15 protein-coding genes and 1 pseudogene are annotated in these 14,217 nt (G+C 70.4%); 10 read left to right on the top strand and 6 right to left on the bottom strand.

Annotated elements, in window-relative coordinates; genetic code table 11:
* Position 1: 1 nt before the first annotated feature.
* Entirely contained in the window at positions 2 to 475 is a 474-nt protein-coding gene (locus ACZ3HL_RS19170) for an RNA polymerase sigma factor (RefSeq protein WP_465532584.1), read from the bottom strand.
* A 365-nt stretch (positions 476 to 840) separates the two neighbouring features.
* On the opposite strand from ACZ3HL_RS19170, the gene ACZ3HL_RS19165 reads away from it, so the two are divergent.
* On the top strand, positions 841 to 1,863 hold the full coding sequence (locus tag ACZ3HL_RS19165) for a hypothetical protein (RefSeq protein ID WP_465532582.1): 1,023 nt from the start codon (positions 841 to 843) through the stop codon (positions 1,861 to 1,863).
* Positions 1,864 to 2,384: 521 nt separating this feature from the next.
* Here ACZ3HL_RS19165 and yczR read toward each other — a convergent pair.
* Positions 2,385 to 3,839, bottom strand: a complete 1,455-nt coding sequence (gene yczR, locus ACZ3HL_RS19160) for a MocR-like transcription factor YczR (protein WP_465532580.1) — start codon at positions 3,837 to 3,839, stop codon at positions 2,385 to 2,387.
* A gap of 61 nt (positions 3,840 to 3,900) precedes the next feature.
* Here yczR and yczE point away from each other — a divergent pair, with 61 nt between their 5' ends.
* Positions 3,901 to 4,533, top strand: a complete 633-nt coding sequence (gene yczE, locus ACZ3HL_RS19155; protein WP_465532578.1) for a membrane protein YczE — start codon at positions 3,901 to 3,903, stop codon at positions 4,531 to 4,533.
* A 187-nt stretch (positions 4,534 to 4,720) separates the two neighbouring features.
* Here yczE and ACZ3HL_RS19150 read toward each other — a convergent pair whose 3' ends face one another.
* Together ACZ3HL_RS19150 and ACZ3HL_RS19145 are read right to left on the bottom strand one after the other, a co-directional pair.
* The gene (locus tag ACZ3HL_RS19150) at positions 4,721 to 5,245 is read right to left on the bottom strand and encodes a Clp protease N-terminal domain-containing protein (RefSeq protein ID WP_465532576.1); all 525 of its coding nucleotides are present in this window, start codon (positions 5,243 to 5,245) and stop codon (positions 4,721 to 4,723) included.
* The gene (locus ACZ3HL_RS19145; RefSeq protein WP_004559389.1) at positions 5,245 to 5,454 is read right to left on the bottom strand and encodes a sigma factor-like helix-turn-helix DNA-binding protein; all 210 of its coding nucleotides are present in this window, start codon (positions 5,452 to 5,454) and stop codon (positions 5,245 to 5,247) included. Before ACZ3HL_RS19145 ends, ACZ3HL_RS19150 begins: the two co-directional genes overlap by 1 nt.
* 61 nt (positions 5,455 to 5,515) lie before the next feature.
* Here ACZ3HL_RS19145 and ACZ3HL_RS19140 point away from each other — a divergent pair, with 61 nt between their 5' ends.
* Positions 5,516 to 6,289, top strand: coding sequence for a hypothetical protein (locus ACZ3HL_RS19140; RefSeq protein WP_465415753.1), 774 nt, complete (start codon positions 5,516 to 5,518; stop codon positions 6,287 to 6,289).
* A 53-nt stretch (positions 6,290 to 6,342) separates the two neighbouring features.
* Positions 6,343 to 6,894, top strand: a pseudogene (locus ACZ3HL_RS19135) (DUF998 domain-containing protein); the annotation flags it as partial.
* Positions 6,895 to 6,972: 78 nt separating this feature from the next.
* Here the strand turns inward: ACZ3HL_RS19135 and ACZ3HL_RS19130 are convergent.
* Positions 6,973 to 7,977 (bottom strand): D-cysteine desulfhydrase family protein, encoded by a 1,005-nt coding sequence (locus tag ACZ3HL_RS19130; RefSeq protein ID WP_465532574.1) that lies wholly within the window; start codon positions 7,975 to 7,977, stop codon positions 6,973 to 6,975.
* A gap of 61 nt (positions 7,978 to 8,038) precedes the next feature.
* Here ACZ3HL_RS19130 and ACZ3HL_RS19125 point away from each other — a divergent pair, with 61 nt between their 5' ends.
* Genes ACZ3HL_RS19125 through ACZ3HL_RS19115 form a run of 3 tightly spaced genes read left to right on the top strand, consistent with a single transcriptional unit; the run spans position 8,039 to position 10,817 of the window.
* On the top strand, positions 8,039 to 9,421 hold the full coding sequence (locus tag ACZ3HL_RS19125) for an amidase (protein ID WP_465532572.1): 1,383 nt from the start codon (positions 8,039 to 8,041) through the stop codon (positions 9,419 to 9,421).
* Positions 9,418 to 9,966 (top strand): TetR/AcrR family transcriptional regulator, encoded by a 549-nt coding sequence (locus tag ACZ3HL_RS19120; protein WP_465532787.1) that lies wholly within the window; start codon positions 9,418 to 9,420, stop codon positions 9,964 to 9,966. The genes ACZ3HL_RS19125 and ACZ3HL_RS19120 overlap by 4 nt, the downstream gene beginning before the upstream one ends.
* Positions 9,963 to 10,817 (top strand): oxygenase MpaB family protein, encoded by an 855-nt coding sequence (locus tag ACZ3HL_RS19115; RefSeq protein ID WP_465532570.1) that lies wholly within the window; start codon positions 9,963 to 9,965, stop codon positions 10,815 to 10,817. The genes ACZ3HL_RS19120 and ACZ3HL_RS19115 overlap by 4 nt, the downstream gene beginning before the upstream one ends.
* A gap of 4 nt (positions 10,818 to 10,821) precedes the next feature.
* Here the strand turns inward: ACZ3HL_RS19115 and ACZ3HL_RS19110 are convergent, their stop codons facing one another.
* The gene (locus ACZ3HL_RS19110) at positions 10,822 to 11,349 is read right to left on the bottom strand and encodes a CGNR zinc finger domain-containing protein (RefSeq protein WP_465532568.1); all 528 of its coding nucleotides are present in this window, start codon (positions 11,347 to 11,349) and stop codon (positions 10,822 to 10,824) included.
* 54 nt (positions 11,350 to 11,403) lie between these two features.
* Here ACZ3HL_RS19110 and ACZ3HL_RS19105 point away from each other — a divergent pair, with 54 nt between their 5' ends.
* From ACZ3HL_RS19105 to ACZ3HL_RS19095, 3 genes are all read left to right on the top strand, one after another.
* Positions 11,404 to 12,261: an alpha/beta fold hydrolase gene (locus tag ACZ3HL_RS19105; protein ID WP_465532566.1), complete on the top strand. Its 858-nt coding sequence runs from the start codon at positions 11,404 to 11,406 to the stop codon at positions 12,259 to 12,261.
* Positions 12,262 to 12,363: 102 nt separating this feature from the next.
* On the top strand, positions 12,364 to 13,812 hold the full coding sequence (locus tag ACZ3HL_RS19100) for a hypothetical protein (protein ID WP_465532564.1): 1,449 nt from the start codon (positions 12,364 to 12,366) through the stop codon (positions 13,810 to 13,812).
* On the top strand, positions 13,809 to 14,216 hold the full coding sequence (locus tag ACZ3HL_RS19095) for a FixH family protein (protein ID WP_465415769.1): 408 nt from the start codon (positions 13,809 to 13,811) through the stop codon (positions 14,214 to 14,216). Before ACZ3HL_RS19100 ends, ACZ3HL_RS19095 begins: the two co-directional genes overlap by 4 nt.
* Position 14,217 lies beyond the last annotated feature (1 nt).

The following is a 14,217-nucleotide window of genomic DNA, read 5'->3' as shown; positions in this document are numbered from 1 at the left end:
TTCACGCCCAGCCGCCCCTTTCGAGCGTCCGTCTGAGCCGATCCAGACACCGTCTTCGCAACCTGCCCACGCTGGCCGGGCTGATGCCCAGCTCACCCGCGAGCTGGGCGTAGGACAGCTCCGGCCGGTACGCGAGGAGCCGCAGCATCCGCCGATGCGCGTCCGGCAGGCGATCGACCGCCGCCCAGAGCGCGCGGTCGCGTTCGGCGCGGACGACCTCGGCCTCCGGGGTCGGCTCCGTATCGGGCAGCGGACGCGGCGTTTCGCGCCTGTTCCTGGTGATCATCCGGAGCGCGCGGCGCCGCGCGGTGGTCGTCAGCCAAGCGCCGAGCTTCGCTTCGTCGCGTAGTGCGCCGGGCGCGCGAAGCAGTTCCAGCCACGCGTCCTGACAGACGTCCTTGGCGTCGGCTTCGCTCAGCCGATACGCCTTCAGCGTCCTGAGTACCGCCGCCGACAGCGCGTTCACGTCCCACATCCCGGAACCTTCCCTCCCGGCGGCTCGCGTCCGCCGCGCCGATCACCGAACGCGACTTCGACGGCACGCACCGCAGCAGGGATCCCGAAAAGGTCAGGTCACCGACGATTTGAGTAGTTCCACTCCTCCCCGGATGGCCGCTGGGCACACACCGAGAGTGATCAACTCCGGTACTCCAGGCACCGGAGCCGGTTGCGTCGTTCCGCCTAACGGGCTGGATCGGCGGCGGCTGAAGTGAAACACTCCCCTCCGGTGCTAAAACTGGTGCAGCCCCGGGGGAACTGCGACCTGGCCGGAAGAGACCCCAAGCAAGATCGAACTCACGCGGGAAACGTGGGTTTCAGGCGCGGACGGTGGTGATTGCTGTGAGTGGTACGGCAGTCGTGCGCCGTGGCGGCCTCACCGTCCCGAAGCGAATCCTTTTCGCGAGCGGACTCGCGCTCACCGGCTGGATCCTCGGCGCCGTGCTGAGCACGACGGCTTCGGCCGACGAAGAGCCACCCGCGACGCCGGAGACCTCCGTCGTCCAGCCCGCGGACGAATCCGGATCCGGGAAAACGGCTCCCCCCGAGGAGTCCACTTCGGACTCCACCGCGAAACCCGCTGAGCCCACCGAATCCGCTCAAGAAGAGCCCGCTCCCGTTGTGCACGAGGAGCCTGAGGCCACTGTGGAGGAAGAGGCGGGTTCTTCTCCGGAGCCGGCCACGAAGAAGTCCGCGAAGCCCCAGGCGTCCAATGGCTTGCTGGGCGGCCTCATCGGCGGCGTGCTGAATGTCGTCACGAGCACGGTCGGCGGCGTCGTCCAGACCGTCGGCGGAATCGGCGACCAGGTCGTCGCGCCGATCATCACGCCGGGTCCTTGCTGTGGCACCGGCGCCCCGGTGCTCCTGCCGGGCACCGGCGACATGCTCGACCCCGTCTTCGGCGGCGGCTCCGGCGAATCGGCGAGCGGCTCGGTCACCATCGCCGTCCCGGCCAAGGCCGTCACGGAGAACGCGCCCGCGGCGCCCGCACCGCGTCCGGTCGTCCCCGCCGAGAGCCCCGCTCCGGCGGCGGCGAGCCAGAACCACCGCGTCACGCTGCCCGTCCGGGTCAAGGCCGACGCCCAGCCCGCTCCGGCCGCGCCCGCCGTATCCGGCACGCACGCGTCCCCGCACGGCGGCGGCTCGGGCGGCGGCGGTGGCCTGCCGAACACCCCGGTGGCGCCGATCGCGCCCACGACGAGCGCCCAGCCGGGTCACGACAACACCGGCGGCGGCCGCGGGCCGCTCGCCGTGCTCGACGCCGGAATGCCCGCCACGCAGCTGAAACTCCTCGGAACCGGCTGCGACCACGAAGGCGAACGCACCGGCAGGGAAGCCGCGCTTCCCGCCACCTCCCCCGACTGACCTGACCGGGTCGCCGGGGAGAACCACGTCCAAACCAAGATCAACTTCGGGTTTCGACGTCTGCTGATCCCTCCGGCACAAGCCGCTTTCGCCTGCCCCTTCGTTCAGGCATCCCCTTGTCTTTCCGAACGGCCGACCGCGCCCGGCCGGTTCGGATCCCGGCCCCGGCGCCGCGCTGCCCCTGCGGCGCCGGGACCAGCACCGGGTGGACTTCGGGGGCTTCTGCTCACCGCGCCGAGCAGGAGCCGATCAAGCTCGAAGCCCGCCTGAACCGCGGGCGGTTCCCGGCACGTCGAGGGGCTGTGCCGGGTAACCGCCGCGGTGCCCGTCCCGAGGTCTCGACCTCGGGCGGGCCGGATAGCCGGTGCGCTGGTCGCGCGGCGCCGATGCCCTCCCTGGAGCATCGAGCGCCCCGCCGGCGCACCGGCTATTTCCGTTTTCCGCCCCGCATTTCGTCCTCTGGATGCGGTAGTTGCGCGTGCAAGTACCGCATTCAGAGGACGAAATGCGGGGGTCGGGAGTCAGGTGACCTGGACGGTGGCCGGGGCGGCCGCGGCGGGGGTCGCGGCCAACGAAGCGGCGGCCGCGCCCAGCCGCCGCACGGCCTCGAAAAGCCGGTCGGCCGGAAGCGCGTACGGCAGCCGCAGCCAGCGCTCCAGTCCACCGTGGACACCGAACCGCGAGCCCGGCGCCACCTGCACGCCGTGTCCCGCCGCCGCGATGGCCAGCCGCGTGCTCATCGGCTCCGGCAGACGGCACCACACCGAAAGCCCGCCGGGCGGCACGGTGAACGTCCACTCCGGGCAGTACCAGTTCAGCGCCCCGGTCAGCGCGTCGCGCAGCGCCAGCGTCTCCTGACGGCGGTGCGCCAACGCGGCCCCGCCGTCGTCGAGCAGTTCGGCGAGGACGAGCTGCTCGAAGACCGGCGATCCCAGGTCGACGGCGAACCGGGCCGCGATCAGCCTGCCGATGACGTCTTCGGAGGCGCGGATCCAGCCGAGCCGCAGGCCCGCCCAATGCGATTTGGACGACGAGCCGACCGTGATGCCGAGATCACCCAGGTACGCGCCCAGCGGCGGCGGACCGTCGGCCGGATCGCCTTCGTGGTCGAGCTCGACCAGTGTCTCGTCGACGATCGCCGGGGTGCGGGCGCGGTTCAGCGCGGCCCCGAGGCGCTGACGAGTGTCGGCGTCCATGCGCAGGCCGGTCGGGTTCTGGAAGTCCGCGACGAAATACGCGAGCTTCGGCGCGGATTGCCGCAGCGCCGCCTCGATCCCGACGACGTCCCAGCCGGTGGCCGGATCGAGCGGCACGGGCACCGGGATGGCGTGCGCGGCGCCGATGGCCTCCAGCGAGTTCGGATACGTCGGCTGCTCGACCAGCACCCGGTCGCCCGGACCGGCCAGCATCCGCAGGACCAGCACGAACGCGTGATGTGCGCCGTTGGTGACCATCACCTGATCGGCGTTGGTCGGCAGCCCTCGTTCGGTGTAGCGGCGGGCGATCCGCTCACGCAGGATCCGCAGGCCGCGTACCTGGTAGGCGTTCTCGCCGAGATGGTCGACCAGCGCCTTACGAGCGGCGTCCACGGCCGGGATCAGGCCCGCGACGGCAGGCGGGCAAGCCTTGGCGAGGTCGATGAGTTCCTCGCCGGTCGGCAGGACCGTCTCCCGGCCCCGGCCGCCGGGAGACGCGATCCACGAACCCGCCCCACGACGGCTGGCGACCAGGCCGTCGGCCCGCAGCTTGTCCAGCGCGGCACCGATCAGTGTGCGGCTGACCTCCAGCGCGTCGGCGAGCTCGCGTTCGGCCGGGAGCTTCGTGCCGAGCGGGAGCCTGCCGTCGAGGACCAGCAGCTCGACGGCCGCCGCGAGATCCGCGGCACCGTGTCGAGAACCACTCTGCCGCCAGCTCCCCAGCAAAATGGCCAATTTTGCGCCCGAAACGCGTCCAGTCAGCGGGATCAGCGGTTCCATAAGACCAATTGTTCCAGATTGGCCATGGTCAAGGTAGCCACTTACCCCTGATGGTGGATGCGTGGCACTCAAACTCGATCTCCGGCCTGTCGGCATCTCCCAGGACACCACCCGCCGTTCGGTCCAGCTCGTCGCCGGGCTCGTCCTCTACGGCGCCAGCATGGCCATGCTGACCAGGTCCGGGCTCGGCCTCGACCCGTGGGACGTGCTCCACGAAGGGCTGATGAAGATCACCGGCCTCTCGTTCGGCACGGTCACCGCGATCGCGTCGGTGCTGGTGCTCCTGCTGTGGATCCCGCTGCGGCAGCGGCCGGGGATCGGCACCGTCGCCAACATCGTGGTCATCTCGCTCACCGTCGACTTCGTCCGGATCTTCCTGCCCGACCAGGACGTGCTCGGCTGGCAGATCGTCAACCTGGTCGCCGGCGTGGTGCTCAACGGCCTCGGCGCCGCGATCTACGTCGGCGCGCGGCTCGGCCCCGGCCCGCGCGACGGGCTGATGACCGGCCTCTCGGCGCGGACGGGCAAGTCGATCCGTCTCGTCCGGACGCTCATCGAGATCACCGTCCTGGCCGCCGGCTGGCTGCTCGGCGGCACCGTCGGTGTCGGCACGGTCCTCTACGCGCTCGCGATCGGCCCGCTGACGCAAGCCTTCCTGCCTTACGTCATCTGGCGGGAGCGGGCCCACCCGTGATCAGAGGCGTAACTCGCGTGTGCGGCTTTCAAGCACGCGAGTTACGCCTCTGATCACGCGAGTTCCGTGAAGCGCGATGTCAGCCAGCGACACGTTATCGCCGGACGGCGAGGTCGGCGGGTGTCGCGAAAGCCACTTTCGCGACGCCTGATGTCCCGAAAGTGGCTTTCGCGACACACCTCCCCCCTCAGCCGGCCTCCCGCTGCTCCAGCAGCCGCCGGACGGCGAGGTAGTCGATGCCCCGCTGCGCGAGCACGTCGGCCGCGACACCGGGGACAGCGGTCAGCGCGAGCAACAGGTGCACGCCTTCGATGCGCTTGCTGCCGACATCGATGGCTTCGCGAAGGCTCTTCTCGAGCACCTTCTTCGCCTCGGGCGTGAACGGCCGATGACCGCGTCCGGCGCGCCGTCCGCCGGTCAGCGCGCCGGGACCGTGGGTCTGCTCGACCCGCTCGACGATGTGCTCGACGTCGATGCCGAACCCGCTCAGGGCTTCGACGTCGGCGTCGCTCATCCCGCCCCGGCGGCGCACCCGCCGGAGGTCGTCGGCCAGTTCGTCCGCCGGGCAGCCCAGCGCGGTGAGCACGCCGGTGTGCCGGGAGAGGGACGTCAGCAGGTGCAGGGGGTCGACGTTCCCGGACACCTCGTCCGACGCGACGCGCTGAGCCCCGACGACGACTTCGCGGGCTTCGGTGGTGAAGCGCTCGAACATCAATGCCTCCCGTACTTCTTGTGCACCGCTTGCCTGCTGACCCCCAGCTCGGCCGCGATCTCCTGCCAGGACCAGCCATGCACCCGCGCGCTGCGGACCTGCACGGCCTCGAGTTGTTCCAACAGCCGGCGCAAGGCGGCGACGGCGCGCAATCCCACCCGGGGATCGCGGTCGCCGGCTCGCGCGGCCAGATCTGTCGCTTCGGTCATGACGTCAACCTACGTTGACATCCCGCCCACGTCAACCTCGGTTGACAGTTAGGGTCGGGTCATGGCCGAAATCTCAGTGGCGGAAAGGGACGGAGTAGGCGCGGACGGAGCGACGCGCCCGACCGAAGACCACGTCGCCGTGCTCGGCAACGCCGTGGTGGTGCTCGACGGGGCGACCGCGCCACGGCCGGATCTGCCGTCCGGCGGCTGGTACGCGAGCCTGCTCGTGCACAGCCTGTCGCGGGCGCTGGCCGCGGAACCCCAAGCGGATCTCGGGGTGCTGCTGGCCGAGTCGATCGCCGACGTCGCCCGCCGGGAAGGGCTCGAACCGGGACGATCGCCCTCGAGCACGGTCGCCATCGCGCGCTGGACGGAAGACACCGTCGACGGACTGGTGCTCGCCGACAGCCCGATCGTCGCCTTCGGTCCGTCCGGCGCCGATCCGCTCACTGACGACAGGCTGGTCTCCCTGCGCGAAAGCGGCCAGCTCCGCACCGGCGCCGACGTCCGCGCGAAACGCAACGCGCCGGGCGGCTTCTGGGTCGCCGAGGCGGAACCGAAGGCGGCCGCCGAAGCCGTCCGCCGCAGTTGGCCGCGTTCGGAGGTCGACGCCCTCTTGCTGGCGACGGACGGCGTCGCGATCGGTGTCGACGAATACGGCCTGTTCGACTGGCCCGAAGTGCTCGCCATCAGCCGGGAGCGTGGCCCGGACGCCGTCCTCGACGCGGTGCGCACGGCGGAGAAACAGGACCCGGACGGCGAGCGCTGGCCCCGCGCGAAAAGGCATGATGACCAGCTACTGGTACTGGTCGACTTCGGGGTAGCCCCAGGGTAAAACCGGGGGCTTCCCGGATCGGAAATCCGCGTCCGCGCGAGCACGCTGGACGCATGACGTTCCCTGGGGAGAGATCGCGGACCAAGCCCTGGCTGATCGCGTCGGCCGCGGCCATCGGCTGGGCACTGTTCACCATGGTCGTGCTCCACCTGATCAGCTCACGCGATCCGGTGTTCGACACGCTGTCCAGCTACGCCTACGTCGACCGCGGCACGGGCATGCTCGGCGCCAGCGTGCTGTCCCTCTCCATCGGCTCGCTCACCGCGCTCGGCGCGCTGGCCGCGGCCGGGATCCCGCTCAGCCGCACCACGAAACTGCTGTTCGTGCTGTGGTCGCTCGGGCTGGCGGCGGCCGCGATCTTCCCGGCGAGCTACCCCGAATTCCCGGATCCGGTCAGCGGCGAGATCCACCTGTACGCCTGCCTCGTCGCGTTCCTCAGCCTGCCCGCCGCCGGTTTCACCCTGCGCGACAACCTGCGCGGCACGCCCGCGGCCAAGCTGGTCGGCCGCCTGGCCTGGGGCAGTGCCGCCGGGTTGATCGTCTTCGGGCTCAGCTTCGTTTTCGTGCGCCTGTCCGACATCCCGTTCTTCATGACGCTGACCGACATCGCGCCGGTCGGCGTCATGCAGCGGGTTTCGCTGGTGGCACACGTGATCCTGATCGCCGGGATGCTGAAGGTCGCGTCAGCGGCGCACCGCGTCGGCGAACTCGGGGGCGTAGCCGTAAAGGCCGGGCAGACCGCCCGTGTGCAGGAAGACAACGTGCTCGTCGGCCGCGAAATGGCCTTCGGCGGCCCACTCGATCAGCGCGGCGCCCACTTTGCCGGTGTACACGGGATCGAGCGCGATCCCTTCCGTGCGGCCGAAAAGCCGTACCGCGTCCCACGTCCCGGCGGTCGGGATCCCGTACCCGGGGCCGATCGTGCGGTCGTCGATGCGCAGGCCGTCGAGTGACGGCGGCTCGCTGCCGAGCAGCGCGGACGCCGCGATGGTGAGGTCGGCCAGGCTGTCGAGGGCTTCGTCGACCGGATGGCTGACGCAGGCGATGTCCAGCGTCAGCCAGTCGAGGTCCGCGGTCCCGACGACGAGCCCGGCGGACGTCCCGCCGCTGGCGTGCGGGGCGACCAGCCGTGCCCTGGTGATCCCCAGCTCGCCGAGCTGCCCGGCGAGCTCCCGCGCGGCCGCCACGTACCCGAGCGCCCCGACGCCGTCGGAACCGCCGACCGGGAACGTGGCCACCTCGCGGCCCTCGGCCGCGGCCTCGGTGATCAGCCGCTCGTAGGTCCTGCCGGTCTCCTCGCCGTCGCGGCAGACGTGCACGTTCGCGCCGAAAAGGTGGTCGAGGGACACGTTGCCGGACCGTTCGTACGCGTCACCTTCGCGGGGGACCTTCGCCGTCAGCACGAGCTCGCAACGCAGTCCGAGTTTCGCGCAGGCCGCGGCGGTCTGGCGGCCGTGGTTGGTCTGCAGCGCACCGAAGGTGATCACCGTGTCGGCGCCGTTCGCGATCGCCGCGCCGAGCAGGAACTCGAGTTTGCGCAGTTTGTTCCCACCCACCCCGAGCGGATGCACGTCGTCCCGTTTGAGCAGCAGATTCGGCAGGCCGAGGGCCTCACCCAGCCGGGGTGCCGGATGCAGTGGCGTGGGATAGCCGCCGAGGTCGACGCGGGGGAAGCGATCGAGGTTCATGCGCGTCACGCTACCCGGTGGTATCGTTCGTTTGAACGAACGAGACGTGCAGGGGGATCCCATGACCACCTCGAAGGCAGACCTCGCGTTCACCGGCCTGGCCGAACAGGCCTCGCTGCTCGCCACCGGGGCGACGACGTCGGTCGAGCTCACGCGTCTGGCGCTCGAAAAGGCCGAGGCCAGCCAACCCGTTCTCAACGCCTTCAAGTGCCTTCGCGCAGAAGAAGCCCTTCGCGAAGCGGAGGAGGCCGACCGGAGGCTCGCCGCCGGCGAGACCGCTCCCCTGCTCGGCGTCCCCACAGCCATCAAGGACGACCTCGACGTCACCGGCCTGCCGACGGCGTTCGGCTGCGAAGGCGACTTCTCCGTCGCGACGGCGGATTCCCCGCCTGTCGCCGCGCTGCGCCGGGCGGGCGCGGTACTCATCGGCAAGACCAACACCCCGGAACTCGGTCAGTGGCCGTTCACCGAAGGCCCGGCGTTCGGCGCGACCCGCAATCCGTGGGACACCGAGCGCACCCCTGGCGGTTCCTCCGGCGGCGCGGCGGCGGCCATCGCGTCGGGGGTGATCGCCGCCGCGCTGGGTTCAGACGGGGCCGGGTCGATCCGGATCCCGGCCGCGTGGACGGATCTGGTCGGGATCAAACCGCAGCGCGGCCGTGTCCCGACCGAACGCGAACTCTTCCACGGGCTGACCGTGGTCGGCCCGCTCGCGCGCACCGTCGCCGACGCGGCCCTGCTGCTCGACGTCGCCGCCGGGACCGGCACCGTGTTCCAGGCGGCCGCCCGCCGCGAACCGGGCCGGATGCGGATCGGGCTGTCCACCAGGATCCCTTTCACCGCGACGAAAACACGCCTCGATCCGCAGGCACACGCGGCCGTCGTCCGGCTCGCGGAGCGGTTCGCCGAACTCGGCCACGAGATCGTCGAGATCGAACCCGACTACCGGCTGATCGGCCTCACCTTCCTGCCGCGTTCGCTCGTCGGCGTGCGTGACTGGTCCCGTCGCGTGCCGGACCTGGCGCGGCTCGACCCGCGCACGCGCGCCAACGCCCGGCAGGGTTCTGCGCTGGCCGGACCGGCGCTGCGCGTCGCCAGGGCCGCGGAACCGTTGCTGCAACGGCAGATCGGGTCGGTGTTCGGCCGGGTGGACGTCGTCCTCACGCCGACCACGGCCACGCCACCACCGCGGATCGGCAGTTTCGACGCGCTTTCCGGCTGGCAGACCGATCAGGCCATGATCGCCGCGTGCCCCTACGCTTGGCCGTGGAACGTGCTGGGCTGGCCGGGGGTCAACGTCCCCGCCGGACCGAGCCCGGACGGCCTGCCGCTCGGCGGGCAGCTGCTCGGCCCCTCGCACGCCGAGGAACGGCTGATCTCGCTGGCCGCGCAACTGGAAGAGGTCGAACGGTGGCAGGACCGCAAACCCGAGACCGCTTGGTGAACACCCGCGAAGCCATTCTCCACGCCGCGCTCAAGGTGGTCGGGGAACAGGGCGTCGGCGGGCTGACCAACCGCCGGATCGCGACCGCTGCCGGAGTGTCGCTCGGCACGCTGACCTACCACTTCCCCAGCCAGACCGCGCTGCTGCGCGAGGCGATGCTGCTGTTCGTCGAGGAAGAGACCACCAAGCTGACCGGATTCGTCGACGCGTACCGCGAGCAGGGCTTGAGCGTCGAGCAGGCCGCGTCGGTGGTGGAGCAGGTCATCGAGCAGCTTCCGTTCGGCACCGACGAACTCGGCGCGCACGAGCTGTACCTGCAAGCCGCGCGCGACCCCGGGCTACAGGACGCGGCCGCCCGGTGTTTCGCCGCCTACGACGAGCTCGCGCTGGTGATCCTGAAAACGCTCGGCGTGCCTTCCCCGGAACGGCTGACCGGTCCCGTCGTCGCGCTGATCGCCGGACTCCAGTTGCGCAGACTCGCCACGGGTGACGACGGCGTCGGGGTGGCGCAGTCGCTGATGATGCTCGTCCGCGGCGCGTCGTGAACGGTCCGCCGATCGTCAAGGGGACGGCGGCGTGGAAGTACTTCGGTGACTTCCGGGCCGGGCTGCTGGCCGGCCAGGTGCTGGTGCTGCAGGTCGCGCATCCGGTGGTCGCGGCCGGGGTGCGGGATCATTCCGACTACATCGAAGATCCGTGGACCCGGTTGATGCGGACGGCCGCGTCGCTGTCCATCTACATCTACGGCGGCCCGGAGGGAGCGCGGTACGAGGCGGACCGGCTGCGCGCACTGCACCGGTCGTTCACCGGCATCGACGGCGGCCGCCGGTACAGCGCGCTGAACCCGCACGCCTACGCCTGGGTGCACGCCACGCTCGTCATGGTTCCCGTTGACACGCAACGGTTCTACGACACTCCGATGACACCGTCCGAATTGGACGAGTACTACGCGCAGATGCGTGACGTCGGACGGCTTCTCGGCCTGCGCGAACAGGACATGCCGCCGACGTGGCCGGAATTCGAGCGGTACTACGCGGAGACGATCGACGGTTTCGGCCCGAACGAGACGATCTCGACGTTGTTCGAAACGATCCGCACGGTGAAGAAACCGTGGCGATGGCTGCCCGACAAACGCTGGACACGGCTTCAGCGATGGCAACACCAGGGACAGATGTTCGTCATCCGCGCCACGCTGCCACCCGCCCTGCGGGATCGCCTCGGTCTACAGTGGACGGATCGGGACCAGCGCCGGTTCGACCGGTTCCGCCGGGTGGTGCGGTTCTTCGGCGGGCTGGTGCCGGTGACGTTGCGGTCTTCGCTCGTGCGCCGCATCGGCAGGCTCAACGTCTGGTTCCGCGCCCACCCCCGGGCGTATCGCCTACTCGGCGGCAATTAGTCCTCTAAGTGCGCTTTCGGGTGCGGGCGTAGTGGGCGCGGGCCTTCGCCCGGTTGCCACAGCGCGCCATCGAGCACCACTGGCGCGACCGCCTCGGCGAGGCGTCGCAGAACCGCAGGCCACAGTCGTCGGCGGCACAGATCCGGACCGCGACGTCCTCGGTCGCGAGGTCGATCGTGTCGGCCGCGAGCGCGCCGAGAGCGGCGACGACCGACACCGGCCTCAGCTCCTTCACCGGCTTGCCGTCGTCGTAACGCAGCCACGGTGACGGCGCGTCGGACGCCATCTCGTTCACCAGAAGGACATCCGCACTCCGCGGCTCACCCATCAGCACTTTGTCGACGGCTTCCCGCAGTGCCCGCGCGGCCGACAGTTCGCCCGCGCTCGCACCAGTGACGGCGAAGCCCATGAGCCGCAGCCATTCCGCGAGAGCGGCAGGGTCGGTGAGCAGCTCCCGGCCGTCCTCGTGCCGCTCGCGCACGGTGTTCACGAGGTCGAGGCACGGCCGCCCGCCGTCGAAGACCCACTCCATCCGACGATTCTAACCCTTGCCATCGGTTAGGACCTCGGTCTACCGTCTAACCCCATGAACCGGTTAGAAAGCGAGACCGCTTCGGTCAACGGCATCCGCCTGCACTACCTGCGGGCCGGCGAGGGCCCCGCGCTCTTCCTCCTGCACGGGTGGCCGCAGACGTCCTTCTGCTGGCACGAGATCATCGGCGAACTGGCCGAAACGCATACCGTCATCGCCCCCGACCTGCGCGGCTACGGCAAATCGGACAAGCCCCGCGACGGCTACGACAAACGCACGATGGCGGCGGACGTCGCCGCCCTCGCCACGCACCTGGGTTTCGAGCGAGTGTCCGTCGTCGGGCACGACCGCGGCGGCCGGGTCGCCCACCGCTGGGCGCTCGACCGGGTCGATCAGGTCGACCGGCTCGCCGTCCTCGACATCATCCCCACCAGGGAACTCTGGAAACGCCTCGATACCGGGATGGGCCGCGCCTACTGGCACTGGCTGTTCCACCTCCAGCCGGATCTACCGGAACTGCTCGCCGGCCGGGACATCGCCGCCTACCTCGGCTACTTCTTCGAACGCTGGACGCATCAGCGGCAGGGTCTGAGCCGGGAGGCCGTCGACGAATACGTCCGCGCGTTCTCCGCACCGGGGGCCCTGCGAGCCGGCTTCGACGACTACCGCGCGTCCTTCCCGCACGACGCGGCAGCGGACGATGCCGATTTCGACGCGGGTCGCCGGCTCGAACTCCCCGTGCTGGCACTCTGGGGGGCGAGCGGTCTGCTGGGAACGCTGCCGACACTGGAGATCTGGAAGGACTACGCGAACGACGTCGACGGTACGGCGATCGAAGAATGCGGCCATTTCCTCGCCGAAGAACGTCCTCGCGCCCTGCTGGAAAACCTGAAACCGTTTCTTCTCAGCTGAAACCCCCACCTGCGGTAAGGGGCGCGGTCCCCTTTACGGGGGACCCCGGTTCACCCCGCGCCGTGACGCTTTCCCGGACCAACGTCGTTAACTTCGGCCGGGATGGGGAATTCACCGAGGGGGCGGCGCACGGCGCCGTTGGTCATCGCCCGCGTACTCGTGCTCTGCGCGCTGGCGTCCTTGCTGCTGGGCGGCTCTGCCCGGGCGGACGGCGTGTCGAGCGGCGCGGACGTCCAAGTCGCGCAGACGCTCGGCACCCGGGATCTCACGGTCATCCTGCGGCGGATCGACATCGCGCCCGGGCCGCTGCACATCGACGTCGTCACGCACACCGGAAGCGCGCCGGGCACGCTGAAAGTGCGCGCGTCCACCGCGGGGACGACGTTTTCCGAAACCACGATCCAGCTGGACGGGAAACCCGGCGCCCACGCGGCACAGCTTCGGGTGGACCAGCCGGGGCCGTGGGAACTCGGCCTCGACGACGGGACGGACACCGCGTCGATCCCGTTCATCGTCCCGGCCAGGGTCATCCCTCCGTGGGAGAAGGCCACCTTCGGCGGTTTCGTCGCCGCGGGCGTGTTCCTGGTGCTCGGGCTCGTCGTCGCGATGCGCGTCCGGCGGCCGCAGCTCGCGCTGATCCCCGCCGGCGGGATGGTCGCCGCGCTCGCGGTCGCGGCCACCGGCGCGATGCTGTCGGCATCCACTCCGCCACCGCCTGCCCCCGGTGCGGAACTGGACCCGACGATCGACAACATCCGGGATCCGTACGCGAACGCGCAGATGTCCACTGTGGACTTTTCCCGGCCGCCGGTGAATCTGGCCGTGCATTCGCCCAACGCGCGATCGGGCGGTCTCGCCGAGGCCCGGATCGCCGTCACCGACGGCGCGACCGGCCGTGCGGTCGACGACCTTTTGGTGCACGACAACGCTTTGATCCACCTCGTCGTCATCTCGCCGACGGGCAGGCTGTGGCATCTGCATCCGGTGCGGGTCGGCCCCGGTGACTACCGGGTGAAGTTCACCCCGCCCGAGGCCGGGACCTACGCCGTCGCCGCGGAACTCGCCCGTCGAGGCGGCGGCGTGCAACTGGCCCGCACCACGCTGAGCGTCGCGACCGGAACGGACTCCCCCGCCGAACCCGTTCCCGCCGGAGCGGGAAAACGAGTCGTGCACGGGAACCCGGTCGACGTCGAGGTCAAGCCGGGAACGCCGACCACGATCACCGCGCGATTCTCCCGGGCGGATCTGCAACCCTGGCTGGGCATGCTCGGCCACCTCATCGTCGTCGGCCCGATCACCGACGACAGCCGGGTCGGCGCGGATGCCGCTGCCGCGCCGACCTGGGCCCATGTGCACTCGATGATCCCGCAATCCCCTGGGATGCCGGGGAAACCGGACGAGACCGTCGCCGCGTACGGCCCTGTCGTCCCGTTCACCTACACCTTCTCCGCGCCCGGCAAGTACCGGATCTGGTTGCAGGCCGAACGCGAGTACACGGTGCTGACCGTGCCCATGCAGATCGAGGTCCCGGCGGAAAGGGCACCGCAGTGAGTTCCACAGTGGACAGACGCAGGCCCGTCCTGCTGATCTCAGTGGTCGCAGTGCTCGCGGTGGCGATCGTGGCCTGGCTGGTGTGGCCGAGCAGCCGCGGCGCTCAGGTCCAGCGCTCGACACAGGGCCCGTACACGGTGCAGCTGTCGGTCGAAGATCCGCACCAGGGCGGGAACGTCTTCGCGCTGACCGTCACCGGCGCCACACCGGACGTCGTCACCCTCGAACCCGTGATGCCGCAGATGGGGCACGCGCTCGCTCCGTCGCCCGCGATGGCGGAGGGGCCGGGGAAGTTCCGCACCGGCGACGTCCTGCTGCCGATGTCGGGGCAATGGGAGATCACCGTTTCACTGCGCGGGCCGTCCGGCGCCACGCAGCACGTTTTTCCTTTGCTGGTCAAGTAAA

This window comes from Amycolatopsis sp. NPDC000009 (genome assembly GCF_055563465.1).
This window is presented reverse-complemented; position numbering and strand designations above follow the sequence as displayed.